The sequence below is a fragment of the Roseibium polysiphoniae genome, from assembly GCF_014842925.1.
Taxonomy (GTDB): domain Bacteria; phylum Pseudomonadota; class Alphaproteobacteria; order Rhizobiales; family Stappiaceae; genus Roseibium; species Roseibium polysiphoniae.
The window spans coordinates 149,454-175,663 of sequence record NZ_JACYXJ010000005.1 but is presented as its reverse complement, the minus strand read 5'-3'; the positions used below and the strand labels follow the sequence as shown (position 1 = coordinate 175,663).

General features: G+C 59.6%; 26 protein-coding genes. 8 read left to right on the top strand and 18 right to left on the bottom strand.

All coding sequences use genetic code 11. From position 1 onward, the window contains the following. The first annotated feature begins 12 nt into the window (after nucleotides 1-12). Nucleotides 13-1,332: an ammonium transporter gene (locus IG617_RS13840; RefSeq protein WP_192109804.1), complete on the top strand. Its 1,320-nt coding sequence runs from the start codon at nucleotides 13-15 to the stop codon at nucleotides 1,330-1,332. Nucleotides 1,333-1,412: 80 nt separating this feature from the next. Here the strand turns inward: IG617_RS13840 and IG617_RS13835 are convergent, their stop codons facing one another. The 10 genes from IG617_RS13835 to IG617_RS13790 all read right to left on the bottom strand — a co-directional run bounded on the left by IG617_RS13835 (nucleotide 1,413) and on the right by IG617_RS13790 (nucleotide 10,864). Then, nucleotides 1,413-2,081 carry an HAD family hydrolase gene (locus IG617_RS13835; RefSeq protein WP_192109803.1) on the bottom strand — a complete coding sequence of 223 codons (669 nt, stop codon included), beginning with the start codon at nucleotides 2,079-2,081 and terminating at the stop codon, nucleotides 1,413-1,415. A gap of 21 nt (nucleotides 2,082-2,102) precedes the next feature. Next, nucleotides 2,103-2,921, bottom strand: a complete 819-nt coding sequence (locus tag IG617_RS13830) for an ABC transporter permease subunit (RefSeq protein WP_192109802.1) — start codon at nucleotides 2,919-2,921, stop codon at nucleotides 2,103-2,105. 120 nt (nucleotides 2,922-3,041) lie between these two features. Further along, on the bottom strand, nucleotides 3,042-3,929 hold the full coding sequence (locus IG617_RS13825; protein WP_192109801.1) for a cation diffusion facilitator family transporter: 888 nt from the start codon (nucleotides 3,927-3,929) through the stop codon (nucleotides 3,042-3,044). A 120-nt stretch (nucleotides 3,930-4,049) separates the two neighbouring features. Then, the gene (locus IG617_RS13820; RefSeq protein WP_254170558.1) at nucleotides 4,050-4,820 is read right to left on the bottom strand and encodes a DUF1223 domain-containing protein; all 771 of its coding nucleotides are present in this window, start codon (nucleotides 4,818-4,820) and stop codon (nucleotides 4,050-4,052) included. A gap of 104 nt (nucleotides 4,821-4,924) precedes the next feature. Then, nucleotides 4,925-5,542 carry a DsbE family thiol:disulfide interchange protein gene (locus tag IG617_RS13815; RefSeq protein ID WP_192109800.1) on the bottom strand — a complete coding sequence of 206 codons (618 nt, stop codon included), beginning with the start codon at nucleotides 5,540-5,542 and terminating at the stop codon, nucleotides 4,925-4,927. Further along, the gene (gene ccmD, locus IG617_RS13810) at nucleotides 5,539-5,721 is read right to left on the bottom strand and encodes a heme exporter protein CcmD (protein WP_192109799.1); all 183 of its coding nucleotides are present in this window, start codon (nucleotides 5,719-5,721) and stop codon (nucleotides 5,539-5,541) included. Before ccmD ends, IG617_RS13815 begins: the two co-directional genes overlap by 4 nt. A gap of 5 nt (nucleotides 5,722-5,726) precedes the next feature. Further along, nucleotides 5,727-6,494 (bottom strand): heme ABC transporter permease, encoded by a 768-nt coding sequence (locus IG617_RS13805; RefSeq protein WP_192109798.1) that lies wholly within the window; start codon nucleotides 6,492-6,494, stop codon nucleotides 5,727-5,729. A 74-nt stretch (nucleotides 6,495-6,568) separates the two neighbouring features. Then, nucleotides 6,569-7,240: a heme exporter protein CcmB gene (ccmB, locus tag IG617_RS13800; protein ID WP_192109797.1), complete on the bottom strand. Its 672-nt coding sequence runs from the start codon at nucleotides 7,238-7,240 to the stop codon at nucleotides 6,569-6,571. Continuing rightward, the gene (ccmA, locus tag IG617_RS13795) at nucleotides 7,237-7,899 is read right to left on the bottom strand and encodes a heme ABC exporter ATP-binding protein CcmA (RefSeq protein WP_192110201.1); all 663 of its coding nucleotides are present in this window, start codon (nucleotides 7,897-7,899) and stop codon (nucleotides 7,237-7,239) included. Before ccmA ends, ccmB begins: the two co-directional genes overlap by 4 nt. A gap of 172 nt (nucleotides 7,900-8,071) precedes the next feature. Further along, nucleotides 8,072-10,864: a bifunctional aconitate hydratase 2/2-methylisocitrate dehydratase gene (locus IG617_RS13790; protein WP_192109796.1), complete on the bottom strand. Its 2,793-nt coding sequence runs from the start codon at nucleotides 10,862-10,864 to the stop codon at nucleotides 8,072-8,074. Between the two features lie 550 nt (nucleotides 10,865-11,414). On the opposite strand from IG617_RS13790, the gene acnA reads away from it, so the two are divergent. The 5 genes from acnA (at nucleotide 11,415) to IG617_RS13765 (ending at nucleotide 16,829) form a co-directional block, all read left to right on the top strand. Beyond that, the gene (gene acnA, locus IG617_RS13785) at nucleotides 11,415-14,090 is read left to right on the top strand and encodes an aconitate hydratase AcnA (protein ID WP_338109977.1); all 2,676 of its coding nucleotides are present in this window, start codon (nucleotides 11,415-11,417) and stop codon (nucleotides 14,088-14,090) included. 206 nt (nucleotides 14,091-14,296) lie between these two features. Continuing rightward, entirely contained in the window at nucleotides 14,297-14,491 is a 195-nt protein-coding gene (locus IG617_RS13780) for a hypothetical protein (RefSeq protein ID WP_192109794.1), read from the top strand. 21 nt (nucleotides 14,492-14,512) lie between these two features. Continuing rightward, nucleotides 14,513-14,959, top strand: a complete 447-nt coding sequence (locus IG617_RS13775; RefSeq protein WP_192109793.1) for a type II toxin-antitoxin system HicB family antitoxin — start codon at nucleotides 14,513-14,515, stop codon at nucleotides 14,957-14,959. 163 nt (nucleotides 14,960-15,122) lie between these two features. Beyond that, entirely contained in the window at nucleotides 15,123-16,001 is an 879-nt protein-coding gene (locus IG617_RS13770) for an NUDIX domain-containing protein (RefSeq protein ID WP_192109792.1), read from the top strand. Nucleotides 16,002-16,130: 129 nt separating this feature from the next. Beyond that, entirely contained in the window at nucleotides 16,131-16,829 is a 699-nt protein-coding gene (locus IG617_RS13765) for a L,D-transpeptidase (RefSeq protein ID WP_192109791.1), read from the top strand. Between the two features lie 9 nt (nucleotides 16,830-16,838). On the opposite strand, the gene IG617_RS13760 is transcribed toward IG617_RS13765, so the two are convergent. Then, nucleotides 16,839-17,648, bottom strand: a complete 810-nt coding sequence (locus tag IG617_RS13760; RefSeq protein WP_192109790.1) for a lytic murein transglycosylase — start codon at nucleotides 17,646-17,648, stop codon at nucleotides 16,839-16,841. 220 nt (nucleotides 17,649-17,868) lie between these two features. Between IG617_RS13760 and IG617_RS13755 the strand changes: the two genes are divergently transcribed. Beyond that, nucleotides 17,869-18,345: a DUF2867 domain-containing protein gene (locus IG617_RS13755; RefSeq protein WP_192109789.1), complete on the top strand. Its 477-nt coding sequence runs from the start codon at nucleotides 17,869-17,871 to the stop codon at nucleotides 18,343-18,345. 4 nt (nucleotides 18,346-18,349) lie between these two features. Here IG617_RS13755 and IG617_RS13750 read toward each other — a convergent pair whose 3' ends face one another. From IG617_RS13750 to queC, 5 genes are all read right to left on the bottom strand, one after another. Continuing rightward, nucleotides 18,350-19,267: a LysR family transcriptional regulator gene (locus tag IG617_RS13750; protein WP_192109788.1), complete on the bottom strand. Its 918-nt coding sequence runs from the start codon at nucleotides 19,265-19,267 to the stop codon at nucleotides 18,350-18,352. Between the two features lie 124 nt (nucleotides 19,268-19,391). Further along, entirely contained in the window at nucleotides 19,392-19,859 is a 468-nt protein-coding gene (gene queF, locus IG617_RS13745) for a preQ(1) synthase (RefSeq protein ID WP_192109787.1), read from the bottom strand. A 2-nt stretch (nucleotides 19,860-19,861) separates the two neighbouring features. Continuing rightward, nucleotides 19,862-20,629 carry a 7-carboxy-7-deazaguanine synthase QueE gene (gene queE, locus IG617_RS13740; RefSeq protein ID WP_192109786.1) on the bottom strand — a complete coding sequence of 256 codons (768 nt, stop codon included), beginning with the start codon at nucleotides 20,627-20,629 and terminating at the stop codon, nucleotides 19,862-19,864. Continuing rightward, entirely contained in the window at nucleotides 20,626-20,982 is a 357-nt protein-coding gene (queD, locus tag IG617_RS13735; protein WP_192109785.1) for a 6-carboxytetrahydropterin synthase QueD, read from the bottom strand. Before queD ends, queE begins: the two co-directional genes overlap by 4 nt. Continuing rightward, a complete protein-coding gene (queC, locus tag IG617_RS13730; protein WP_192109784.1) occupies nucleotides 20,975-21,664 on the bottom strand; it encodes a 7-cyano-7-deazaguanine synthase QueC in 690 nt (229 codons plus the stop codon). The genes queD and queC overlap by 8 nt, the downstream gene beginning before the upstream one ends. 243 nt (nucleotides 21,665-21,907) lie before the next feature. Between queC and IG617_RS13725 the strand changes: the two genes are divergently transcribed. Beyond that, nucleotides 21,908-23,548 carry an acyl-CoA synthetase gene (locus IG617_RS13725; protein ID WP_192109783.1) on the top strand — a complete coding sequence of 547 codons (1,641 nt, stop codon included), beginning with the start codon at nucleotides 21,908-21,910 and terminating at the stop codon, nucleotides 23,546-23,548. Nucleotides 23,549-23,569: 21 nt separating this feature from the next. Here the strand turns inward: IG617_RS13725 and IG617_RS21885 are convergent, their stop codons facing one another. Together IG617_RS21885 and IG617_RS13715 are read right to left on the bottom strand one after the other, a co-directional pair. Continuing rightward, entirely contained in the window at nucleotides 23,570-24,727 is a 1,158-nt protein-coding gene (locus IG617_RS21885; RefSeq protein WP_192109782.1) for a GNAT family N-acetyltransferase, read from the bottom strand. Next, the gene (locus IG617_RS13715; RefSeq protein WP_209008481.1) at nucleotides 24,724-26,106 is read right to left on the bottom strand and encodes a lipopolysaccharide biosynthesis protein; all 1,383 of its coding nucleotides are present in this window, start codon (nucleotides 26,104-26,106) and stop codon (nucleotides 24,724-24,726) included. Before IG617_RS13715 ends, IG617_RS21885 begins: the two co-directional genes overlap by 4 nt. Nucleotides 26,107-26,210: the final 104 nt, after the last annotated feature.

The following is a 26,210-nucleotide window of genomic DNA, read 5'->3' as shown; positions in this document are numbered from 1 at the left end:
AGGGTAAGAACTATGAACAAACTCGTCGCAAAAAGCGCGGCTTCGCTCGGCGCCCTCGGCCTTATGGCCGTGCCGGCTATGGCTCAGGACGCTGCTCCGGCAGTATCTCCTGAAACAGCCTATATCTTTAACACGCTGCTGTTCCTTATCGGCGGCTTCCTGGTCATGTGGATGGCGGCTGGTTTCGCCATGCTCGAAGCTGGTCTCGTTCGTTCCAAGAACGTTTCCATGCAGTGCCTCAAGAACATCACCTTGTATTCCATCGCAGGCCTGATGTTCTGGATCACCGGTTACAACCTGATGTACGCTGGCGTTGACGGCGGCTTCATCGGTTCCTTCGGTCCATATTCCTTCGACGCTGTCGGCGGCGACGCTCTCGACACCGGCTACTCCACGGCTTCTGACTGGTTCTTCCAGATGGTCTTCGTAGCAGCAACCGCGTCGATCGTTTCCGGTACCGTTGCCGAGCGTATCAAGCTTTGGCCTTTCCTGATCTTCACCGCCATCCTGACCGGTATCCTCTACCCGATTTCCGGTTCCTGGCAGTGGGGCGGCGGCTGGCTGTCCGAAATGGGCTTCTCTGACTTCGCCGGTTCCACGATCGTTCACTCCGTCGGTGGCTGGGCTGCTCTGTCCGGTGCGATCATCCTCGGTGCTCGTAAGGGCAAGTATGGCCCGAACGGCCAGGTGACCCCGCTTCCGGGTTCTTCCATGCCGCTCGCAACGCTCGGCACGTTCATCCTGTGGCTCGGCTGGTTCGGCTTCAACGGCGCATCCCAGCTCGCAATGGGCTCGATCGCTGACGTAACCGACGTGTCCCGCATCTTCGCCAACACCAACATGGCTGCTGCAGCTGGTGTTGTTGTTGCCGTGATCCTGACGCAGGTCCTTTACAAGAAGGTCGACGTGACCATGGCACTGAACGGTGCTCTGGCCGGTCTCGTCTCCATCACTGCTGAGCCGCTTGCTCCGTCCGTTCTCCAGGCTGTCATCATCGGCGGCGTTGGTGGTGCGATCGTGGTCTTCGCGGTTCCGATGCTCGACAAGTTGAAGATCGACGATGTTGTCGGTGCTATCCCGGTTCACCTCATTGCAGGTATCTGGGGCACGCTCATCGTACCGTTCTCCAACGATGGTGCTTCCTACGGCACGCAGCTCGTCGGCATCGTTGCCTACGGTGTGTTCACTCTGGTTGCGACCGCGATTGTCTGGTTCATCCTGAAGGCCGTCATGGGCATCCGGGTTTCCGAAGAGGAAGAAGCACTTGGTCTCGACAAGGTCGAGGTTGGTGTCGAAGCCTATCCGGAGTTCGGTATCGGCTCCGCACGGTAATTACCGTCTCCCAAAGTGGCCTGCTTGGTTCGGGCCGCAACTCGAGCCCGGGGTTTTCCCCGGGCTCTTTTTATTTGGACCTACAGGCGGTCGGTCATTTGCTGGAATGAGCCGATCACATCATGAGCGCCCGCGTCTGTGAGCCGGTCGGCAAGTCCGTCGTCGGCGTGGCCCGCGCCCACGAAGCCCCAGACCGTCATGCCTGCCGCTACCCCGGCCTTCACCCCATTGATGCTGTCTTCGAGGACAACGCACTTTGCTGGTGGCTGCCCAATCCGGTCCGCCGCCATCAAGAAGAGATCCGGGGCGGGCTTGCCGTGCTCGACCTGGTCGCCGGAATAGATGTGATTGTCGAAATGCTCCGCGAGCTCGGTGATCTGCAGCTTGCGCTTTAGCCCCTTCAGGCCTGAGGAGGATGCGACTGCGCGCGGCCCCTTGTGAAGCGCAAGGAAGCTCTGAATGCCTGAAACGCACGTCAGCTCGGACTCCATGCGCCGGTACATTTCGGTGGTCATACTCTCCTGAAAGTCATCGGGAAAAGGGCCTTTGGCGAGGGCTGCGTAGTCTGCCTTGATCGCAGCCATGAAGTCGCGGCCATGCAACCCGGTGAACCGGGTGCGATAGGCGATTGGCTCATAGGTCAGGCCGATCTGACCGAGAAACTCCATCTCGACCGCGTGATAGATGACCTCTGAATTGATCAGGACACCATCGCAATCGAAGATGATGGGCTGGCGAGCGAGTGACATGGAAGACTTTCTTTTGAAGGACTAGTGGCTGCCGTCGAACAGGCCTTTGACGAAGAGGCGCTGGAAGAACACCAGCAGCAAGGCAGGGGGCAGGACAGCGAGACAGGCGAGCATCATGCCGGTGAGGCTCGAGCGGCCATAGAATTGCAGGCCACGCACGATTGTGTAGCGAGCCTCTTCCGACGTCACCATGACGGGCCACAGGTACTGGTTCCAGCCGTTGACGAAGGTGACCAGAAAAAGGGCCCCCGCCATGGGCATGGACAGTGGGATGAGAATGTCGCGCAGGAACTTCAAAGGCCCGGCTCCATCTAGGCGTGCGGACTCGAGCATGCTGTCCGGGATGTTCTGCAGGAATTGGCGGAAAAAGAAGGTGCCGATCCCCGAGGCGGCGAGCGGCAGGATCAGCCCGGCTTGCGTGTTCACAAGCCCCAGGCTGGAGACCACGTCATAAGTGGGCAGAAACCGGGACTCCAGCGGCAGCATCAGCGAGAGCAGCAGAAGCCAGAAGAAGAATGCCGCGAAGCGCAACCTGAAATAGACCAGAGAATAGGCAGCCAGAAGGGAAAGGCTGACCTTTGCCATTGCAAAGCCGGCGCCCAGCAGGAAAGAGTTCCAGATCATTCCCAGAGCGGTGATGTCGCCGCGAAAGCCGCCTTTTGATTGAAGCAGGTGACCGTAGTTTGACAAACCGTGGCCACCCGGAATGAGGGTCAGGCCTGTTTCCCGAAAGGAGGCAGCGTCATGGGTCGTTGCAAGGAAGACCGCGAGCAGCGGCCCGCACATTACGATGGTGCCCACAATCAGGATGGCGTGATCGAAAACGGCTTTTCTGCGCATGAAAGTGTCCGTCCGCAGGGCCGCGGAATGCTGAAAGGTTTGGTGAGTGTAGAGCTATTTCGAAAAACTTGGCAATCGCAAGGCCTTCTCCGAGATCGAGCGCCTTTTGGGTCTGACTGCCTAGAGCACGACAATGCCCGAGTGTTTGGCCTTGTGTTCAGGTTCAACGTGGATCGTGACATGGGCGCCGGGCAGGGCCTTGCCGACGGCCTGTTCGATGCGATCGCAAATGTCATGAGCGGTGTCGACAGTCATTTCGCCCGGGACGACGAGGTGGAAGTCGACAAAGGTAACCCGTCCGGCGATGCGCGTTCTAAGGTCGTGAGCCTCCAGTGCGCCGTCGCCATGTTCGGAGATGAGATCCTTGATGGTCGCCTGGACGTCTTCGGAGGCCGCCTCATCCATGAGGCCGGAAATGCTTTCCTTCACCACCTGCCATCCGGTCCAAAGGACGTTCAAGCCAACAAGAGCTGCGAGCAGGGAATCGAGGACATGCCATCCCGTCAATACGACAAGCCCGACGCCAAGCAAAACGCCCAGAGATGTGATTACGTCGGTAACCAGATGCTTGCCGTCGGCGACAAGTGCTGGCGAGCGGGACGACCGACCGACCCTCAGAAGAATGGCGGCCCATGCTCCATTGATGACCGCTGCAAGCGCATTCATCCCCAGCCCCGATAGGGAATAGGTGACACTCGAGGCGTTGACGTAGCCCAGCCAGGCGGCCCGGAAAATGGAGATGGCGGCGAGCACGATCATCACGCCAACCAGAACGGCGGCGAAGTACTCTGCCTTGTCGTGACCGTAAGGATGGTTGGAGTCGGCGGGCTTGGACGCGAACCAGACCGCAAAGACCGCCGCGATGGAGGACGCAACGTTGACAATGGTTTCCAGGGCGTCGGAATAAAGCGCGACCGATCCGGTCAGATAGTAGGCGGCGAATTTCATCGCCAGGACGATCAGTCCGATACCTATGCTGCCGAGTGCGACCTTGAACCTGAGGTCCATTCTGCCGGGTCCCTTGTGCGTGACGCCGAGTCAGGCGCTGTCAACGCGCAAGGGGTATCAGCTTTCGGAGGCAGGGCAACCCCCAACGGCCAAGATGCACAACAGGATCTGTGTTGGATCCTAACTCGCGGGCGGCCAGTCGATTGTGCCGGCGCCGAGGATTGGTCCGGGGCCGTTTTCGTCTTCGAGCTGAATCAGGATCGCACAGCGTTCGGCGTTCGAGCGCATCAGCTCGCTCTTGGGCATGCGGAAGGTTTCAGTTCCGCCCGACCACATGCCGATAGGGTGGAGGTTGCGCACCACATTGACATAGGTGATCGAAGCGCCGGCATTTTCGCCTCGGCCGACGGCAACTTCTTCGTGTTCGATCACACTTGCGAAGAAGACGGTCGCCATCTTGACGCCTTCGGGCAGTTTCCCGACCACCTTGGCTTCAATGCCCATGTCGTTGCGTTTGAGCTCGACCTCAACGTTGAGCGGAGTGGCCCGCGCCAGGGCGCTTTCAACGGCGCGCGCGTTGCTGCCGACGACATGCTCGACGCCGTTGACGACGATCTGAGGAGTGTAGACCGACCGGTCGCCACGACGAGTAGCATAGGCGCGTTGCCGGGCAGAATTATCCGGGCTGGCCAGGGTATCCCGCCAGCCGAGGTAATCCCAATAATCAACCGGCAGCGACAGTGCCAGCACGTCGCCCTTCTCGGCGAGGTGTTCCAGAAGTCGGTCGGCGGGCGGACAGGAGGAGCATCCCTGGCTTGTGAAAAGCTCGGCGACGGCGACAGGTCCTGCCTGCGCACTGAACATCATCATGGGCGCCAAAACTATTCCGCTTGCAGCACCAAAAAGAGTTCTGCGCAAGATCTTGCGCAGGCGTTCAATGTGCATCCCCATAGGGGCCATCCTCGTTGTTCCTGATGGAAGGAAGTTAGGCGCTGCGCGGATAAAGAGCCAGTCACGACGCGGTGACTGGGCGGATTCGGTCCCGTTTTTCGACGTCAGTTCGCGCTCGACGGACTGTCCAGGACCTTTTGCAGCTCCGGCAGGAACGTGCCCTCATAAGCGCTCGCGGACAGGGGTCCGATGAACTTGTAGCGGATCAAGCCGGTGGCATCGACGATGAACGTTTCTGGAACGCCATAGACACCCCAGTCGATCGCAGCGCGGCCCTTTTCGTCGGCGCCAACCCGCTCATAGGGATTGCCGAGACTGCCCAGGAAGCGACGCGCGTTTTCCGGTTTGTCTTTGTAGTTGATGCCGATCATCTGGAAGCCATTGCGGGTCGCAAGATCTTCCAGGAACGGATGCTCCTGACGGCAGGGGACGCACCAGGACGCAAACACATTGACCACCGAGACCTTGCCCAAAAGATCATCCCGCGAGAACCCCGGGACCTCAACGCCGTTCTTGGTAAGGTCGGGCACCCTGGCAAGATCAGTCTCGGGCACAGGTCTGCCGATCAGCGCAGAGGGGATGGTGCTGGGGTCGTTGCCGAGGGTCAGCTGAAACAGAAACAGAGCGGCCAGGGCCGCGAAGAGAACCAGCGGCAGCAGGACAAGCACGGGAAGGCGGCGCTTGGGTGGGCCAGCTTCATGTGTTTCGTCGGAATTGGTCATTGCCTGTCCGGTTTCTCTGGCGTTCTGCGGGTCTTTGCAAGGCCCTGGCTCTCCAGATCCTTCAAGGTCGAGTCAAGCCGCGCCTTGTCCAGTCGCACCCACAGGATCAGCCCTGCGACGACGCCAAAGCAGATGGCATAGGATGCGATGATAAAACCGGCGTGAGGCCCAAGATCCATTTGGCTTACTCCGCCGGCTGAAGAGTTGCTGACCCGCCGGCGGGCCGGGCGGCGGAGGCTGCGCGCAGGCGAAGTGTGCGGACGCGGCGGCGCAGGATTTCATTTCTCATGGCCATCAGATGGATCACGAAGAAAAGAAGCGTGAAGGCGACCGCCATGACCGCAAGCGGCAGCAGTATGTCCGGATGGATCGTCGGACCGTCCATTCTCATGACACTTGCCGGCTGATGAAGGGTGTTCCACCAATCGACGGAGAACTTGATGATCGGCAGGTTCAGCGCGCCGACGAGGGTCAGGATCGCTGCGGCCTTGCCGGCCTTGATCGGGTCTTCCATCGTCCGCCACAGGGCCATCAGGCCGAGGTACATGATGAAAAGCACCAGGACAGAGGTCAGCCGCGCATCCCAGACCCAATAGGTTCCCCACATGGGTTTGCCCCACAGGGAGCCTGTGACGAGGGAAATGAAGGTGAAGGCGGCGCCGATCGGGGCTGCGCATTTGGCCGAGACATCTGCCAGCGGATGCTTCCAGACCAAGGTGCCGAGGGAGGAGATCGCCATGATCGAATAGCACATCATGGCCAGCCAGGCGGCGGGCACATGGATGTACATGATCCGCACGGTGTCGCCCTGCTGATAGTCTTCGGGTGCAACGAAGAAGCTCATGTAGAGGCCGACTGCAAAAGCGATCGCGCAAAGACCGACCAGCCAAGGCAGAACCAGCTGCGTCAGCTTCATGAAGCGTGTCGGATTGGCAAAGTCCAAGATACCCATGGAAACGTTCTAATCTAGAGAGCCTGCAGCTTCAATGGGTAGGCCTGTCGCAGGTGTCACAGCGCACCCCAACCTTAGTCTGACGAAAACCTCAGAGCCGCCGCCGAGGCGAAAGGACCGACCACGAGCGAAATCAGCGACAGGGAGCAGAGGATCAAGAACGGGGTCATGAAGGGCACCGGATCATTGACCGCGGCATCGGCCGCGCTGACGCCGAAGATCAGGACCGGGATTGTGAGCGGGATCACAAGGACAGCCAGCAGGAGCCCGCCTCGGCGCAGGGTGACCGTGAGAGATGCTCCGATTGCCCCGATGAGGGTGAGTGCAGGTGTTCCGGCTGCCAGTGTCAGCGTAACGGCACCGATGGCAGTGGGTTCCAGATTCAGGAAGATGGCAAGAACCGGAGCGGCTGCGACCAATGGCAGGCCCGTTGCCATCCAGTGGGCCAGGCATTTGATCAGAACCACCAGTTCGAGTGGCCGGCCGGCCATGAGGATCAGATCAAGTGAGCCGTCGTCACGGTCTGCCTGAAACAGGCGGTCCAGGCCGAGCAGCGTGGCAAGCAGCGCGCCGATCCACAAGATGGCAGGGCCGATGCGGGCCAGGAGATTGAGGTCCGGACCAACGCCAAAGGGGATCACGGTGACCACAGCAAGAAAGAACAGGACGCCGACAAGCGCGCCGCCGCCGACACGGACTGCAAGGCGCAGCTCGCGCTGAAAGAGTGAAAGCGCCCAGCTGCTCATCCGATCTCCTCCAGAGGAGCCAGGTCCTCGATGGACAAGGCCTCCAGGCGAAGGCTCTGGAGAGGCGACAGGGAAAGCGGTGTATGCGTGGCGGTGACGATCATGCCACCACGGCGCAGATGATCATTCATCAGATCGATGAGCTGGGCCTCGGAATTGGCGTCAAGTGCCGATGTCGGCTCATCCAGCAGCCAGATCGGGCGTGGTGACACGAAAAGGCGAGCGACAGCGAGGCGCCGGGTTTGGCCGGCGGAGAGATAGGCCGCTGGCAATTCACTGGTGTGGCCGATGCCCAAGTCCTCGAGAATGTCCTGCGCGCCGTATTCTTTCGGGTCAAAGTTGGAGACATGAGCGGGGGCGGTGAAATCGCGCCAGAAGGCAAGGTTTTCCTTGACGCTCAACGCCGGCTTGACCGCGCTTTGGTGGCCGAAATAGTGAGTGTGTTCGGCAACGCTGCGTTCGCTCTGCCCGCCTTCCAGATTCAGGCTGCCTTCCGACAGCGAAACCAGACCGGCCAGTGTTCTGAGCAGCGAAGACTTGCCGACGCCGTTTGGGCCGGTGACGACAAGCGCGTTGCCGCTTTCCAGCGAAAAGGAAAGCCCGGCAAACACCCGCCGGTCGCCGCGATCCACGGCCAGATTGTCAGCGATGAGTTTCAGAACGGGTCTCCGAACGACAAGGGCTCGTGCCTTGTTAGAGCGGAGCGCGCCCCAATAGCAAGTATGTGATCAGCCGCGAACAAATCTGCGCCTTGTTGTTTTTGATGTGCTTCCACGGAAAAGGCCGGCTTCAAGAGCCGGCCTTTTGGTGTTTTTAGGGCTTGATCAGCTCTTAGAAGTGCATCGAACGCGAGGCTGCCGGAGCCTGGAGAGGCGGGGCGAACTTGGTGAGGTCGATGCCTTCGACGGCTTCCTTGTACTCTTCCACGGTGGGTGTACGGCCAAGGATCGCAGACAGCACGACCACCGGAGTCGATGCCAGCAGGGATTCGCCCTTCTTGGTGTCGCTGTCAGCCACGACACGGCCCTGGAACAGGCGCGTTGAGGTGGCGAGCACCGTGTCGCCCTTGGCGGCCTTTTCCTGGTTGCCCATGCAAAGGTTACAGCCGGGACGCTCGAGGTAGAGAATGTTCTCATACTCCGTGCGTGCTGCGGTCTTGGGGGAGTCGTCGTCGAATTCGAAGCCGGAGTATTTTTCCAGCGTCTCCCAGTCACCTTCTTCCTTCAACTCGTCGATGATGTTGTAGGTCGGCGCTGCGACAACGAGCGGAGCGTTGAACTCCACCTTGCCCCGGGTCTTTTCGAGGTTCTTCAGCATCTGGGCAACGATCTTGATGTCGCCTTTGTGCACCATGCAGGAGCCGACGAAGCCCAGGTCGACCTTCTTCTCCGCATCGTAGAAGGATATCGGACGAATGGTGTCGTGGGTGTAACGCTTGGACACATCGATGTTGTTGACGTCCGGATCGGCAATCATCGGCTCGACGATCTTGTCCAGATCCACCACGACCTCGGCGAAATATTTCGCGTTGTCGTCGGGTGTCAGAGCGGGCTTTTCGCCGGACCTGATTTCGGCGATGCGCTGGTCTGCCTTGGCGATCAGCCCGGCGAGCATGCCGTTGTCATGCTCCATGCCCTTGTCGATCATGATCTGGATGCGTGATTTTGCCAGCTCAAGCGATCCGATCAGGGTTTCATCGTTGGAGATGCAGACAGAGGCTTTCGCCTTCATTTCTGCGGTCCAGTCGGTGAAGGTGAAGGCCTGGTCGGCAAGCAGCGTGCCGATGTGGACTTCGATCACACGGCCCTGGAACACGTTGTCGCCATGCTGTTCAAGCATCTGCGCCTGGGTGGCGTGCACCACATCACGGAAGTCCATGTGATCGGCCATCTTGCCCTTGAAGGTGACCTTTACCGATTCCGGGATCGGCATGGAGGCTTCGCCGGTGGCCAGGGCCAGGGCCACGGTGCCGGAGTCCGCACCAAAGGCCACGCCCTTGGACATGCGCGTGTGGCTGTCGCCGCCGATGATGATGTCCCAGTCGCTGACGGTGAGGTCGTTCAGCACCTTGTGGATCACGTCGGTCATGGCGTGATAAGCGCCCTTGGGGTCGCGGCCGGTGACCAGACCGAAGTCGTTCATGAACTTCATCAGGCGCGGCGTATTCGCCTGAGCCTTAAGGTCCCAAACAGAGGCCGTGTGACAACCTGACTGATAGGCGCCATCGACAATCGGCGAAACGACTGTGGCCGCCATGGCCTCCAGTTCCTGCATGGTCATCAGACCGGTTGTGTCCTGCGACCCGACGATGTTGACCTTCACGCGAACGTCCGAGCCTGCATGCAGGGTCTTGCCTGGTGTCACACCGACAGCGTTCTTGTTGAAGATCTTTTCAACCGCTGTCAGGCCTTGGCCTTCGTGGGAAATTTCCTTGGGCGGTGCGAAGACGAGCGGTGGCTCGACGCCGAGGGTCTCGGCCGCCAGGGTCTGCAGCTTCTTGCCGAAGACAATCGCGTAGGATCCGCCTGCCTTCATGAACTCCTGCTTCTGCGGAGTGAAGGAAGACGACATGTCGACCAGCTCTTCGTCGCCGGCCTCATTGTAGAGCTTCTGCTTCTTGGTGTTGATCGTCAGGACGGTGCCCGTTTCAACCGAGTACTTCTGCTCCAGGACAGGATTGCCGTCGTTGTTGAGGATCGGCTTGCCTTCGTCGTCGAGCTTCTTGACCCAGTTCTTCAGATCGACACCAATGCCGCCGGTCACGCCAACGGTTGTCAGGAAGATCGGGGAGATGCCGTTGGTGCCAGCGACAATCGGTGCGTAGTTGACGAAAGGCACATAGGGGCTGGCCTGCTTGCCGGTCCAAAGCGCCACGTTGTTCACGCCTGACATGCGCGAGGACCCAACACCCATGGTGCCTTTTTCGGCGATCAGCATCACGCGCTTTTTAGGATGCTGCAGTTTCAGCGCCTGGATTTCTTCCTGTGCCTTTTCCGAAATCAGGCATTTGCCATGCAGCTCGCGGTCGGCGCGTGAGTGTGCCTGATTACCCGGGGACAGAAGGTCGGTGGAGATATCGCCTTCGGCTGCGATGTAGGTGACGACCTGGATCTCTTCGTCCATCTCTGGAAGCTTGGTGAAGAACTCGGCGTTTGCATAGCTCTCCAAAATGTCCTTGGCGATCGCGTTGCCGTCTTCATAGGCCTTCTTGAGGCGGTCGGTGTCCGCGTCATAAAGGAAAACCTGGGTCTTCAGAACTTCGGCTGCGCTCTTCGCTTTCACTTCGTCATTGCCAAGTGCCACATCGATCAGCACCTCTACAGACGGGCCGCCCTTCATGTGGGACAGAAGCTCGAAGGCAAATGCCGGCGTGATTTCCGCCACAGTGATCTCGGCGAGGATGATCTCCTTCAGGAACTTCGCCTTGACGCCAGCTGCACTCGTTGTGCCCGGCAAAGTGTTGTAAATGAAGAACTTCAGGGAATCTTCCCGGTGTTCGTTCTTCAGATCCTTGATCTGCTCGACGATTTCGGCAAGGAGAGCGCCATCATCGATGGGTTTGGGGCTCAATCCCTGGGTTTTTCGAGTGTCGATTTCTTTGAGATAGTCTGCGTACAAGCTCATGATGGTCCGGCGTCCTAGTGATCGATGTAGCTTGCATACCGGATCGCAGTAAATAAAGGCTAGCCGGGACAAGCTTGCTGGCCACTACATAATTCAGTATACAATGGTATGCAATATCTTTCAGGCCTTGCAGCCCCGGGATTCAGCCGTGGGTGAGCCTTCGCTGCGTTTAGGGCAGCCGATGGTTTTTTCGTGAGAGGGGCGCTTGGAGCCAAGTCCTTGCACGAAAGTTTGACAAGGAAGCGAAAGCAATTCCTTCGGCTGCTCAAATCCCTTGGTGGCTTTTTCCGACCGGCGACCTGACAGGCGAAAGCGGCGCGTCATTTCGACTAGGCCGCAGCGTCATGTCTGGTGATCAGCGCCAAAATTGGGTATAGGGTCGGCGCAAGGTTTGCAGGGACAAAAATGGGGGAGAGGCTCTGTTGGCGTCCGTTGAGCAAGGCCCATATGGGCAGTACGGATTTCCCCTCCCGGAAATCCGCAAGTTTCTACACAGGCGGCCGGCAGGATGCGGCCAGGTCGCCACGGACCTTTAAGGAGAACGCGCGCCGTGACCCAGTCCCTTGATACTTTCAAGTCAAAAAAGACACTGACCGTCGGTGGCAAGAGCTACACCTATTTCTCCATTCCCGACGCTGAGAAGAACGGTCTGGAAGGCGTCTCCAAATTGCCTTCGTCCATGAAGGTCGTTCTGGAAAACCTGCTGCGTTTCGAAGACGGCCGAACCGTTACGGCCGATGACATTCGCGCGGTTGCCCAGTGGCTGGTCGAGCGCAAGTCGAACCACGAGATTGCCTACCGGCCCGCCCGTGTGCTGATGCAGGACTTCACCGGTGTTCCCGCCGTGGTCGATCTGGCCGCCATGCGTGACGCGGCAGTGAAGCTCGGGGGTGATCCCAAGAAGGTCAATCCGCTGGTGCCTGTCGATCTGGTCATCGACCATTCGGTCATGGTCGACTATTTCGGCACGCACGATGCCTTCAAGCGCAACGTCGAGATGGAATATGAGCGCAACGGCGAGCGCTATGAGTTTCTCCGTTGGGGGCAGTCCGCATTCGACAACTTCCGCGCTGTTCCTCCGGGAACGGGCATCTGTCACCAGGTGAACCTGGAATACCTGGCGCAAACCGTCTGGACCAAGGAAGAAAACGGCGAGACTGTTGCCTATCCCGATACGCTGGTCGGGACGGATTCCCACACGACCATGGTCAACGCTCTGGCGGTTCTGGGCTGGGGTGTCGGCGGGATCGAGGCGGAAGCCGCGATGCTTGGCCAGCCTATCTCCATGCTGATCCCGGAAGTGATCGGTTTCAAGCTGACCGGCAAACTGAACGACGGCATCACCGCCACCGACCTCGTGCTGCGCGTTGTCGAAATGCTGCGCCAGAAGGGTGTTGTCGGCAAATTCGTGGAATTCTATGGCGAAGGTCTCGATCACCTGTCGCTTGAGGACGAGGCCACCATCGCCAACATGGCGCCGGAATATGGCGCGACCTGCGGGTTCTTCCCGGTCGACAACGACACCATCGGCTACCTGAAGGCCACGGGCCGTGAAGATGAGCGCGTTGCGCTGGTGGAAGCCTACGCCAAGGCCCAGGGCATGTTCCGCACCGGTGGCGAGGAGCCCGTCTTCACCGACACGCTGGAACTCGACATCTCCACCGTTGTTCCGGCGATCTCCGGCCCCAAGCGTCCGCAGGACCGCATCAATCTTTCCGATGCCGCAACCGGCTTCGCCACCACCATGGAAACCGAATTCAAGAAAGCGGCTGAGCTTTCCAAGCGGGTTGCGGTCGAAGGCAAGGACCACGATCTCGGCAATGGCGACGTCGTCATCGCGGCGATCACATCCTGCACCAACACGTCCAACCCTTCGGTTCTGATCGGCGCTGGGCTTCTGGCCCGCAATGCCCTGGCCAAGGGGCTGACCGTGAAGCCATGGGTCAAGACCTCGCTGGCGCCGGGCTCCCAGGTCGTGACCGACTATCTGGAAAAAGCCGGTGTTCAGGACGATCTGGATGCACTGGGCTTCACACTGGCCGGCTATGGCTGCACCACCTGTATCGGCAACTCCGGACCGCTTGATCCGGCGATTTCCAAGGCGATCAACGACAATGATCTGATCGCCTGCTCGGTGCTTTCCGGCAACCGCAACTTCGAAGGCCGGGTCAATCCGGACGTGCGCGCCAACTATCTGGCGTCACCGCCACTGGTTGTTGCCTATGCCATCGCCGGCAACCTCAATGTCGACATCGCCAAGGATGCGATCGGCACCGACCAGGACGGCAATCCGGTGTATCTCAAGGACGTCTGGCCGTCGACGGCTGAGATCACCGAGCTGATCCGCAGCTCGATCACCGAAGAAATGTTCCGTCAGCGCTATGGCGACGTCTTCAAGGGTGACGAACACTGGCAGTCGATCAAGGTGGAAGGCGGCATGACCTATGGCTGGCCGGTGTCCTCGACCTATGTTCAGAACCCGCCGTATTTCGAAGGCATGACCATGGAGCCGAAACCGCTCGAGGATATCGAGGGCGCTGCGGTCATGGGACTGTTCCTGGATTCGATCACCACCGACCACATTTCTCCCGCCGGCAACATCAAGGCCGACAGCCCGGCTGGCACCTACCTTGCCGAGCATCAGGTGCCTGTGAAGGACTTCAACTCCTACGGCGCCCGTCGCGGCAACCACCAGGTCATGATGCGCGGCACCTTTGCCAACATTCGCATCAAGAACCAGATGGTGCCTGGCGTCGAGGGCGGCGTCACCATGAAGGACGGCGAGAAGAAGTGGATCTATGACGCTTGCATGGAATACCAGGACGCGGGCACGCCTCTGGTCGTCTTCGCCGGCAAGGAATATGGCACAGGCTCGTCGCGCGACTGGGCCGCGAAGGGTACCAAGCTGCTCGGCGTGCGCGCTGTCATCGCCCAGTCGTTCGAGCGGATCCACCGCTCCAACCTGGTCGGCATGGGCGTCGTGCCGCTGACCTTCAAGGAGGGTGAAAGCTGGCAGTCCCATGGCATCACCGGCAAGGAACGTGTCACCATCAAGGGCATTGCCGACATTCAGCCGCGCCAGATGATGGACGTGGAAGTCACCTATGAGGACGGCACCACGAAGACCATCGAGTGCCTCTGCCGCGTCGATACGCTGGACGAGTTGGAATACATCAAGGCAGGCGGCATCCTGCACTATGTGCTCAGGAACCTTGTGACGAGCTAGGGATTCGAAGGACAGCCTTCGAGTCTCTCGATTTCTATACGAAGTATAAAAGGTCGCCCGAATTGGGCGGCCTTTTTTGTTTGACTTGACATCTGGGGCAAAAATGTCCTAGATAATTATGTCGCCCAATATATAGTACGTACTTCAATCCTTAGTGTGAGATCCAAAGGCGATGCCGGTCAACGTCCTCAAACTGGACTCATGCTATGCCAACTCGTACGCAATTCCTTCGCGATATCCGTAAACAGGCGGTTGCACTCGGACTCGAAACCATTGTCGACACAAGGAAGGGCAAAGGCAGCCACTATCGTGTGACTGTTGGGCCCAGAACAACAACGGTTCCAGAGAAAATCTCGCCACTGATGGCGAAAATCATTCGCAAGCAGCTTGGTCTCGATTGAGGTCAAGCGGATGGAAGGCCAATGAGCACCACGTTTTACGCCGAACTCATCCCCGATCCCGATGGCGGGTTTATCGTTACCTTTCCGGATGTTCCGGAAGCGATAACGGGTGGGCAAACGCGGGCCGAAGCCTTGGACATGGCCGCCGATGCGCTGGCTGTTGCTCTGCTCGGGCGGTTGGAGGACGGAGCCAGTCCCCCTGCATTGACGGCACGAGATTCCAGCCTGGTGCCGGTGACTGTCCCTGCTCGCTTTGCAGCCAAGATCGCGCTTATCGAGGCTTTCAATGCCGTATCTGAAACAGATCCGTCCATGAACCAAAGCGAACTTGCTCGTCGACTTGGTGTCGACCATAAGGAAATTCGGCGCCGACTTGATCCGAACCACAAAACCAAGCTTCCCGCCTTGGAAGAAACGCTGAAAGCGCTGGGCAAGCGAATTGTCATCAAGATCGAAGACGCGGCCTAGGCTTCAAAAACCTGGCGACGCCGCAGTGTTTGACTTTATGCGCAGAGCCACCCGAAAGCACGGCTCAGCGTGCCAGTTAAACAGTTGGATTGTCGGCTTATTTCCAAGAAAAATGCATGCCACGTGCGACAAAGCCTGTAATCGGACGGTCGGAGAGACTGGAATGGAGCTGTTGATCTTATGTGCCGGGGCGGGTGTGAAAGACTGGGGTGGCGCGAAGTCCGATCGTCCCCTGCGCACGAAGGGCAAGCGGCAGGCCCAGAAGATTGGCGCTTGGCTTGGCAAGGAAAGACTGCGGCCAGATCTGGTGCTCGTATCGGGCAGTTTACGCGCGCGCATCAGTGCGGAAAAGGCACTGAAGGCCGCAGGATGGACGGCGGGAAACATCCAGTGCTCGGAGGCGCTTTCCGCCGGCAGCCTACCGGATCTGCCGGAAAGTGGAACGGCCCTTCTGGTTGCGCCCTCCAGTGCGGTTCGCCAGTTGGCGCTCGAGCTTGGCTGCATTCTTGAGGCGGCGCCAGGTGTCCTGTTTCGGCTGCGCCGAGGACCGCGGAAGCTTTCTTTGATCAGGCGCATTGATGCTTTTGATCTGCCTGATCTGTTCCCCTATCCCGCTCCTGACGGTCCTGCCTGCCGCGAGCGGCCAGCCTATTATTACAGTCAGTCTGCGGTCATACCCTATCGCCGTACAGCGGCGGGCCTTGAGATCCTTGTGGTTGGCTCGAGCAGCGGACGCCATCTGGTTGTGCCCAAGGGGATTGTCGAACCTGGCCTGAGCCCAGCGGCCTCTGCGCGGGTTGAGGCGCGAGAGGAGGCCGGCGTCGAGGGGCGTTTCGGCAAGACGCAACTGGGCACCTATTCCTACGAGAAATGGGGTGCGACCTGTGAGGTGATTGTATTCGGCATGGAGGTCACCCGCGTTCTTCCGGAGACTGAATGGGAAGAGGGGCACAGGACACGAAAATGGGTCTCGCCATCAGTTGCGGCCTTACGGCTTAACCAGCCGGCATTGGGCGCAATGATCGCGAAGATTGAAGCATAGTCGCCATATTTACCGTCTATTTACCATAAATGTGTTGCCTTCTAAGGGCATTTTTCGGGCGCAAGCCCTGTTATTTTAAGCGGACAGGCGCGATGACCCGCGTTGCCAGCGCCTTGAAAGGACCTGTCCATGGCATCGAAAATGAGCCGCCGTAGCTTTGTTGTTGGTCTGCCTCTTGTGCTGGGGGCCTGCCAGGGCCGTGGCCGAGGAACGGCGCCGCTTCCGGCAAGCCTGGGTTTCGGTTCGAGCGCCGCGCCAGCGTCCTCGGTGACATCTGATGTTGCTTCCGAGTATGCCAGCGCCTATGCGCCGATTACTGATGGCGGGTTCTCGCTGCCGGGCATCGATTATCAGAATTTCAACGCGCGTTACCTGCGCCAGTCAGTTCGTTATTTCACGCGCTATCCGGTTGGAACCATCGTCGTCGATCCGGGCAAGAAGTTTCTCTATCTGGTCGAGCCTCGGGGCCGCGCGATGCGTTACGGCATCGGCGTTGGTCGCGCGGGCTTTGCTTGGAGCGGCGAGGCCGTGGTTGGCTACAAACGGGAATGGCCAAAGTGGTTCCCGCCGGCGGAAATGATTGCTCGTGAGCCGAAACTGGAGAAGTACCGGAACGGTATGAACGGCGGCCCGAGCAACCCAATCGGCGCACGTGGCCTTTATCTCTATCAAAATGGCCGGGATACGCTTTATCGCATCCATGGAACCAGCGTTCCCAGCAGCATCGGCACCAACGCGTCCAGTGGCTGCATCCGCATGTGGCAGCAGGATATCATTGACCTTTATGGCCGGGTGGACATCGGTGCCAAGGTGGTTGTGCTGGGCTGAGCGCGCTGACTACTCGCTGATCTTTTCCGCCATGACGGAAATCGTCTGAACGTAGACGCTGGCCTTGTTCCATTTCTTCAGGACATTGTAGTTGGCAGAGCCCGGTGCCCAACCCTGGCCCCGGCGCCAGCCGTGTTTGGCGAGATAGTTGGCGGTTGAGGCCAGAACATCGGGCACGGAGCGGATCAGATCGCGCTTGCCGTTGCGATCACCATCGACGGCATATTTGACGTAAGAGGACGCCAGAAACTGGGTCTGCCCGATTTCGCCAGCCCATGCCCCCTTCATTTCCGCAGGCGTCATGTCGCGTCGCTGAACGATGGTCAGCGCGGCCACCAGCTCGTTGGTGAAAAACTTCGAGCGGCGGCAATCATAAGCAAGCGTAGCGAGCGAGCGGAGAACGGACATGTTTCCGGAAAAGCCGCCGTAGTTGGTTTCAAGACCCCAGATCGCCAGAATCACAGGTGACGGAACGCCGTATTTCTTCTCGACCCAGCGGAAGGTGCGGGCATAGGTCTTGCCCAGTTTCTGGCCCCGCCGGATCATCGCGTTGTTCACGCGCTTGGCGTAGAACTGGTTGAAGCTGAGCTTGAAGGATTTCTGATTTCGATCGAGCCGGATCACCTTCTTGTTGTAGGTGACATTCTGCAGGGATGATTTGACCACCCGCTGCTTCAATCCGTAGCGGGAAGACTGCTCAATGAAGGCATCGCGCCAGGCGTTGAAGCCACGTCCATCATTGCCGCAGCTGGCCGCAAGGGCCGGGGTGGCTGCCAGTACAAGGAATTGGCTGAAAAGTGCTAAAATCAAAAGGCGCATGAAAACCTCACCTCGCGGGCAGATCAAATAAAGGCATCTCTCCCGACGCTACGTCATTGCATGTGTCCCTGGCAATCCGAAATGCGGGTTAAAGCGGTGCGGCTTTGAAGGTCAAAGCGGCCTGCGCGCCTGTGCCGCGTCCAGATGCCCTGTCCCTGACGTGGGCAATGGGTGAGACTGGCTCCAGGTTTCACGATCGCAACGAACAGGAGCGCAACTGATGAAGGCGCAAGCAAACGTGAGCACTGCCGAGCTTCCGCAGGACAGTCTTTTGCACCGGCACGTTGCCGATGGCGACTTTCTCGACTGCTACAGGGTCCGCTCTGCCATGAGGGCACGGCCAGCGGCTGAAATCATCGTGGCCTTTCCCGGCTGGGCGCAATTGCTCTTGCGGCTGCGCAGGCTTGTGACGGCGCCGTTTGGCCTTTCAAACGACGGGCCGGTCGCCTCTGACAAGCTGGGCATCTTCCCGGTTGAGACGGATACGGGCGAGGAGGTCGTGGCCGGTTTCAACGACAAGCATCTGAATTTCCGCGTCAGCGTCCTGGCTCGGAATGGCTTCGTTCATTGTGCAACCTGGGTCCATCCGCACAACATCGGCGGGCGGATCTATCTGGCGACCATCCTGCCGTTTCACATCTTGATCGTGCGGGATTCACTGAGGCGCGTTGTGAAGTCTGAACTGGCGGCCGCCTGACACGTCATCGCTCTTGGGACTGCGACCATGCCGGGGACCTGCCGATTTTCTCGATGAGGAAATCGATGAAGATGCGGACCTTCGCCGTCAGGACGTTGGACTTTGGATAGACCAGCCAGAGAACCGAGGGTTCGTCGACGGTGTAGCCGGGAAGGACCTGAACCAGGGAGCCGTCCTTGAGGTTCTCGTGAACACTCCAAAGGGAATTGATCGCGATTCCGGCACCGTTCAAGGTTGCAATCTTGTGGCTGCAGCCGTCGTCGACAACGAGGCGTGCCCCAGCCTCGCCCGGATCGAACACGCCGGTGTTTCCCTCACCATCCACCAGCTGCTTGGGTGCGCGGCTGCGAAAGGCCAGGAGGCTGTGCCCGCTGAGGTCTTGTGGGTCTTGCGGCGTTCCATGCTTGGCAAGATAGGCGGGAGAGGCGCAGAGCACCCGCGTGTCATCGGCGAGCTTGCGGCCTTTCAGGCTGCTGTCCTCGATCACGGAACTGCGCAAGGCCAGATCAAAACTGCCTTCGATCAGGTTGAAGGGAATGTCCGAGAGCCGCAGGTCCAGCCGGATGCCGGGGTGAAACTCGAGAAACTCGGGCAGGAGCGGCGCAATATAGAGCTGAGCGAACGTGCTGGGCGCGGCAAAGCGCAGGGTGCCGGTTGCGGTTGCGCTGCCGTGCCCGAGGGCTGCATGGGCGGCGGCTTCCTGCGCCAGGATTTCCCGGGCGAAGGGCAGGAATTCGGCACCTTCCAGCGACAGTGAGACTTTCCGTGTCGACCGGTGGAGCAGATCTGCCCCCAGGGCGTTTTCAAGCTTCGCAAGCCGGGCACTGGCGACGGCCGGAGCAATGCCGAGTTCCCGCCCCGCGGCGCTGATGTTGAGCTTGTCTGCCGCGAGCACAAAAAGTCGAACGCTGTCTGTGTCCATAAATTATATCCTGAATGCGAATTATAGGCGATAAATTACGAGATTTATCTCCATTTCACAATAATTCAGCTTCAGTCTTGCGATATATATTCAGATGCGCGACAGCGATTGCACTGGCTTGGCGTTATCCGCGCCCACGGTAGGGAGCGACGCCCTGCTCTGGAACCCAGACGTCAGACGGCTGCGGCCCAGTCTGATAGAAGACGTCAATGGGAATGCCGCCACGCGGGTACCAGTAGCCTCCGATCCTTAGCCATTTTGGCTCCAGAAGTTCGGCAATGCGCTTGCCGATGGAGACGGTGCAATCCTCATGAAATGCGCCGTGGTTGCGGAAGGATCCCAGGAACAGCTTCAACGATTTGCTTTCGACCAGCCACTGGTCCGGCACATAGTCGATCATCAGATGTGCGAAGTCGGGCGCGCTTGTGATCGGGCAAAGCGAGGTGAATTCGGGCGCGGTGAAACGCACCAGATAGCCGGTACCGGCCTGGGGGTTCGGAACGCGCTCCAGAACGGCGTCTTCAGGCGTCGACGGCAGTTCCGTTGAGGTGCCGAGCTGGGTCAGATTTTCGTAAATGCTCTTGTCGTTCATTGTCATACTCCGCGAAGATTGCCCCAGATCAGGGTGTGCAGCTGGGGAAGGACCGTGGCTTCGAACCATCGGTCACTCGTCACCTTGTCGATCAGCCAGCGCATTCGGCTCATGATGCCGTCCAGATCGATGCTGGCGTTATCATCGCGCGATGGCGGCGGCGTGTGATTGCCCGGCTGCAAGTAGAGCGGCAGGTTTGGGTGTCTTCCCGCAACGTCCCGGGCATAAGCGTAGTCTTCGTCATTGAAGATCACGATCTTCATCACCGTACGGGTCTTCCGGCCGGCTGCATCGACACATTCGGCCAGTCTTTGCCAATCGGTGGTCATGCCGCTCGAGGGTGGCTTGGGGCTGAGCGTCAGGACGGAGAGTTCGGCAAACCAGTCTTTTGCCAGGCTTCCCTGGGTTTCCAGAGCAAAGTCGAAGCCCCGCTTTTGACCAAGTTCGATCAGGCAGGCGAGGGGCTGGATGGCGGGGTTTCCGCCAGAGAGCGAAACAGTCAAGGGCTTGCCGCCGGTCAGCACTTCAATCTGCATCATGATGGCCTGGGGTGTCATCGGCAGCCACTCATGCCGATGGGCGCTGTCGACGGCGTGGAGGGTGTCGCACCAGGAGCAACGATAATCACAGCCGCCGGTGCGCAAAAAGACGGTTGGCTTGCCGATCAGCGCGCCTTCCCCCTGGATGGTCGGGCCAAAGATCTCGCTTATGCGGATTGTCGGCTCATCGAGCATGACCGGGTTCACCGCCGTCATTGCCAGAGGCGTCATGGGCGGAACTCCGCGCAAGTCTTCGGCGTCTCACGGACCCTGACAGCGGAGACTTCCGACCAGCGCTGCCTGCACCAGTCGAAGAAGTGTTTCGCCATGCCTTCTGCGGTCACGCAATCGTCGCCGAGCACGTCGTTGAGATGACGGTGGTCGAGCGTTTCATCCACATAGGCCTTGAACGCGCCGAGCTCCTTGTAGTCCCGGACAAAGCCGGTGCTGTCGAGGGTTTCAGATTCCAGTTCAATCTCGACAACATAGTTGTGGCCGTGAAGGCGCGCGCAGGGGTGATCGTCGTCCAGGCCATGAAGCTGATGGGACGCCGAGAAGTGGAACTCTTTCCAGATCCTATACATTGCAGGCCGCCTTCCAGAACTCCGGATCTTCATAGAGGGTCGGGTCGGTGCCGCCGGCCAGGTGAAAGGCCTCGCGCCGTTCGACACAGGTGCCACAGCGCCCGCAATGGTGCTCGCCGCCCTTGTAGCAGGACCAGGTGTCTCGGAAATCGATGCCAAGTTTCAACCCCTCGGCGGCGATGTCCGCCTTGGTCTTGTGCACGAAGGGGGCGTAGAACCTGATTTCGCCCATGCCGTCGAGTGCATGCCGCTGCATGGTCTCAAACGCGTCGACGAAGCCCGGACGGCAGTCTGGATAGATGAAGTGGTCGCCGCCGTGAACGGCTGCGGCAACAGCCTGGGCACCGCGTGAAGAGGCAATGCCGAAGGCGATGGCCATCATGATGGCATTGCGGTTCGGGACCACCGTCACCTTCATGCTTTCCTCGGCGTAGTGGCCGTCGGGCACATCAAGGTCGTCGGTCAATGCCGAGCCGGACAGCAGGCGGCCGACATGGGAGATGTCGATCAGATCGTGGGTGGTGTTGAGGGCGTCGGCGCAGGCCCTGGCATAGGCCAGTTCCTTTTTGTGACGCTGGCCATAGTCGAAGGAGACCAGGCCGATGAGCTCATTTTCTTGCGCAACCTTGTGCGCAAGCGTGACGGAGTCCAGTCCGCCAGAGCAGATGACAAGTGTTTTCAAGTTTTTGACCCTTGTTTTCGCTAGGACCGGGTAGGCTGCGACCGGTCACCCGCCAAAAGGCAGGCGGGGGGGGGCTTCTAGCAGGCTTGCGCAAAAAGGGAAGGAGAAATCCTTCTCAAGCTAGCAACAAACCGGGGCAAGAAGAGCAAGAACGTCCCTATGGGGCACCTTTGACGGCACTATTGCGCCGCAGCAAACAGAGGGCTAGGCTCCGGCACCTTTCATCGAATGACGGACCCCCGCATGCTCCAGGCGGCCGGAGACTATGAAACCCTCCTTGCCAATTTCAGCTGGCAGATCCCGGAAAACTACAACATTGCGCAGAGTGTCAGCGACCGCTGGGCCGCACAGGACCCTGACCGCCTGTCCATTCGCCATGTGCGCGACGACGGGCCAAGCGAGAACTGGAGCCACCGCGCTCTTTCCCAAGCAGCCAACCGGTTCGCCAATGCGCTGAAGGCGAAGGGCGTGGTCCGCGGCGATCGTGTGGCGCTGTTGTTGCCGCAGGCGCCCCAGACCGCAATTGCCCACCTGGCGATCTACAAGCTCGGCGCCATCGCTGTGCCGCTGGCGGCGCTCTTCGGGCTGGAGGCGTTGAAATACCGCCTGTCGAATTCCGGCGCAAAGGCTCTGATCACCGATCTGGCCGGTCTGGCCAAGGTGACCGAGATCCGGGACGACGTGCCAGGGCTTCAGCTGGTGATCTCTGTCGATGGTGCGGACAGTGACGTTCTTGCCTTTGACGCGCTGCTGGAGGCTGCCGTTGACAGTTTCGAGACTACGCGAACATCTCCTGATGACCCGGCGATGATGATCTACACGTCGGGAACCACCGGCCAGCCGAAAGGTGTTCTGCATGGGCACCGCGTGCTTCTCGGGCATTTGCCAGGCATTCAGATGTCGCAGAACTTCATGCCCCGGCAAGGCGACCTGCTCTGGACGCCATCGGATTGGGCCTGGGCCGGAGGCTTGCTCAATGCGCTCTTCCCGGCTCTGCATCTGGGCGTTCCGGTGGTTTCCTTCAGCTTTCGAAAATTCGATCCCGAACGTGCCTTCCAGCTGATGCAGGACGAGGGCGTTCGCAACGCGTTCATTCCGCCAACGGCTTTGAAGATGCTGCGCGCCGTCGATCGTCCGGCGCAGCGGTTCGATTTGAGTTTGCACAGTGTCGGCTCTGCCGGTGAAATGCTGGGCCGCGAAACCTATGACTGGTTTGCCGAGGAATTCGGCTTTCAGGTCAACGAGTTTTATGGCCAGACCGAATGCAATGCCGTTCTCGGGTCCTGCGCCGAAGCGGGAGTCTCAAGATCCGGTGCGATCGGCAAGCCTGTTCCCGGCCATGAAGTCGCGATTATCGATGATGAGGGCAATGTGCTGCCGCCCGAAACGCTTGGTCAAATCGCCGTGAAGCGACCGGACCCTGTCATGTTTCTTGAATATTGGGACAAGCCTGAGGCAACTGCGGAAAAGTTCATCGGCGACTGGATGGTGACCAATGATCAGGGCCTGAAAGATGATGATGGCTATGTGCATTTCGTTGGCCGTGACGACGACGTCATCACATCAGCGAGCTATCGCATAGGACCGGGCGAAATCGAGGATTGCCTTTTGACCCATCCGGCCATTGCCTTGTCCGCTGCCGTTGGCAAACCGGATCCGCTGCGTACGGAAATTGTCAAGGCCTATGTGGTGTTGCGACAGGGTATGACGGCGGGGCCGGAGATGAAGGAAGACATCCGGTCATTCGTGCGCCAACGTCTGTCGGCTCATGAGTATCCGCGGGAAATCGAGTTCGTCGATGAATTGCCGATGACGACGACCGGCAAGGTGATCCGGCGCAAGCTGCGCGATAAGGCGCGCGCCGAAGTCGACGCCAAGGCCTAGAGATTCAATCTATACTACGACCTAGCCTGCTCGGCGCAGAAGCTTTCGCGCCACCCGCCGAATGTCCCCTTCCAGGGCCATGTCATATTTTGCCGCCATTTGCAGGGCGCGCCCCGGAACCGAGCGGGCACAAAGAAGCGTGCCATAGCTCAGCCGTCCGCGCCAAAGCGGCTCAATCATCGGGTGCCCTGGTACGGCAAGGGAATCGCCGCAGGTGATCGCCGGATCTTGAAGGTTTCGCTCCAGGGCAAAGAGCGTGATCTGCGCGCCGGGCGAGAACCGGGCATAGCTTTCATCAAAGGCGATTTTCCAGGAAAAGGCCCTGCCTGCGTCCAGCATGATGATCAGCATGGCGATCGGCTTGCCGGAAACGCTGATGGTGTCGATGCGGACGCAGCCGGATGCGGAGAGCTTTGCTATCATCTCACGCGCGAACCTTGCCGTGTTCTGGTGGCTGAGCAGCGCGGTTCCGCGCGTTCCCTTCCAGCCGGATGCTTCAAGCTGCAGAAAACTTTCGAAGTAGCGGGGCACGTCGTCGCCGCTGTGGCTTTCGAACCGGACTTCGCCTTCCTGGGAAAGCCGCCGGATCAGACGCGGCAACTCCTTGCGTCTCTTGCCGCTGAAGGCCTTGGCAAATTGTGCTTCACCTTCCGGACCAGCTGCATGGCTCGCGCGCATGGAAACCGGTCCACGCCGGAAGCTCCAGTTTCCGGTGTCCTCGATCGCTCGTGCGGTTGCGCTCTCGAACGGCAGATAGTGAAATGCAATCAAGGGGAGGCGCGTCTTTTCCGCGGTCAGGGCGAGAAAAGCGGCTGGCACACTCTGGGGGGCTTCGACAGAAAGAAGCGGCGTGCCAAGAGGGCCATACTCGGTGGCCCAGCTGCTTGCGGCCGACACGGCGAGACCAAGCCTTCGGCGGCCCATCGGCGCGGCCATAAGCCAGTCCCCGGTCCTGCCGCACCGGATGACGAACAGGCGAACGCCTGACCTGCCGGTGTTTTCCAGGAAAGGAATGAGAAAATCGGGACCGAAGAACGGGTTCGGGTCGAGAGCGCTCACGGAGAGCTTCCGCCATGCGTCCAGGTGGCCACCAGCAGTGCAGGGGTCCAGAACCAGTGGCTCCAGATGGTCCTCTCCCAAAGGGCTGTGACCGGACGCATCTGCGGGTTCAAGGATCACGGCCGCGAACCGCCCGGCAAGGCCCTCCAGGGCAGTACAAATGTCCGAACTTGCAGCTTTCGGTGTGCGGTGGTGGCGAGGCTTGCGGCCTCGAAGATGATGGAGAGGCTTGTTGCCAGGGCCGCGCCGGTAAGACCCAGCCAGGGGATCAGCAGGATGTTGAGCATGACATTGATGGCAAAGGTTGCCGCATAGATCTTGGCGCAGCTTTTCTGGTGGCCGCTCATGGTCAATAGGGCGTCCGCCGGGCCAACGGAGGCACGGGCGAGAACGCCAATGAGCAGCACCGCAATGAGCGGGTAACCCGCCTCGAAGCCTTTGCCAAACAGGCTGAGCAGCAGTGGCCCGATCAGCAACAATCCCAGGCCTGCGGCCAGAGATGGCCAGAACGTCCAGAAGGAGGCTTGCCGGACATAGGCAGCGAGGCCTTCGCGGTCATCGGAGTGGATGAATTTCGAGAACCGGTGGGCCGATGCCGCGCGGACGGCAAAATAGACGAAATGCACCAATGCGAGTGTCTTGGAGGCCGCAAAGTAGACGCCGACCTCTTCCGGGCTGTGCCAGAAGCTCACCATGATGACGTCAGCACTGGTGATCAGCTGCAGGAAGCCTTCGACCAGAAGCATCGGCAAAGAGATTGCGAGCCAGTCATTCAGTTCGATCTTGCGCGGACCGGGGGAGACTTCAACGCCAAGGCGCTTGTTCAACATGAACAGCTGATAGAATGCGACGACCCAGGTGGCGGCGATCGCCGCGGCTGCGGCAGTGAGTGCGTTCGCCGGTTTGCCGGCGAAAATGAGCGCCAGGATCAGGGCGATGATCGCGAGTGGCCGCCAGATATAGGTCGGCAGCATCGCAAGTGACGGCCAATCGTAGCTGCGTGCAATGCCGTCCTGCACCCCGCCCAGGGCAAAGAGCGGCAGGGCCAGAAAAATGATGGTCAGCGGCCAGACGTAATAGGGCTCGATTACGGGGCTGAGAAGCTGAACGGTCACCATGCCCAGTGCGGCCAGAAGAAAACCGGTGATCAGGGCGCTGAGGCGGCTGGCTTTCAGGAACCCGCGCAGGCGCGCCAGGTCGCCGTTCTGTGTGTACTCGGGAATGAAGCGATTGGGGGAGGAAGAAAATCCGATGCAGGCGAAAATGCCGAGGACGATGATCCAGGTCCACGCGAGTGAGTAGATGCCGTATTCATGGGCGCCCATCAATCGAGCGAGGAGGATCTGCGACAGAAAAGCCAGGACCGCACCCGCGATCCTGATCGCGAAGGTCGAAAGCGCCATGCGCGAGGCGCCGCCATCGAGACGGGCGCGCAAGCGATCGAACAGCGTGCCGAGCGGCCGCAAATGCTGTGTCCATGTCTCCGTGAAAAGACGCAACCGGAAAAATCCCCAAGTTAAATTCCGCATGGTTATCGCATGAGGGATTTAACATTCCGTCGCCTAATGATGACATCTGCGTGTGTTGCCGCTGTGCGGCCCAA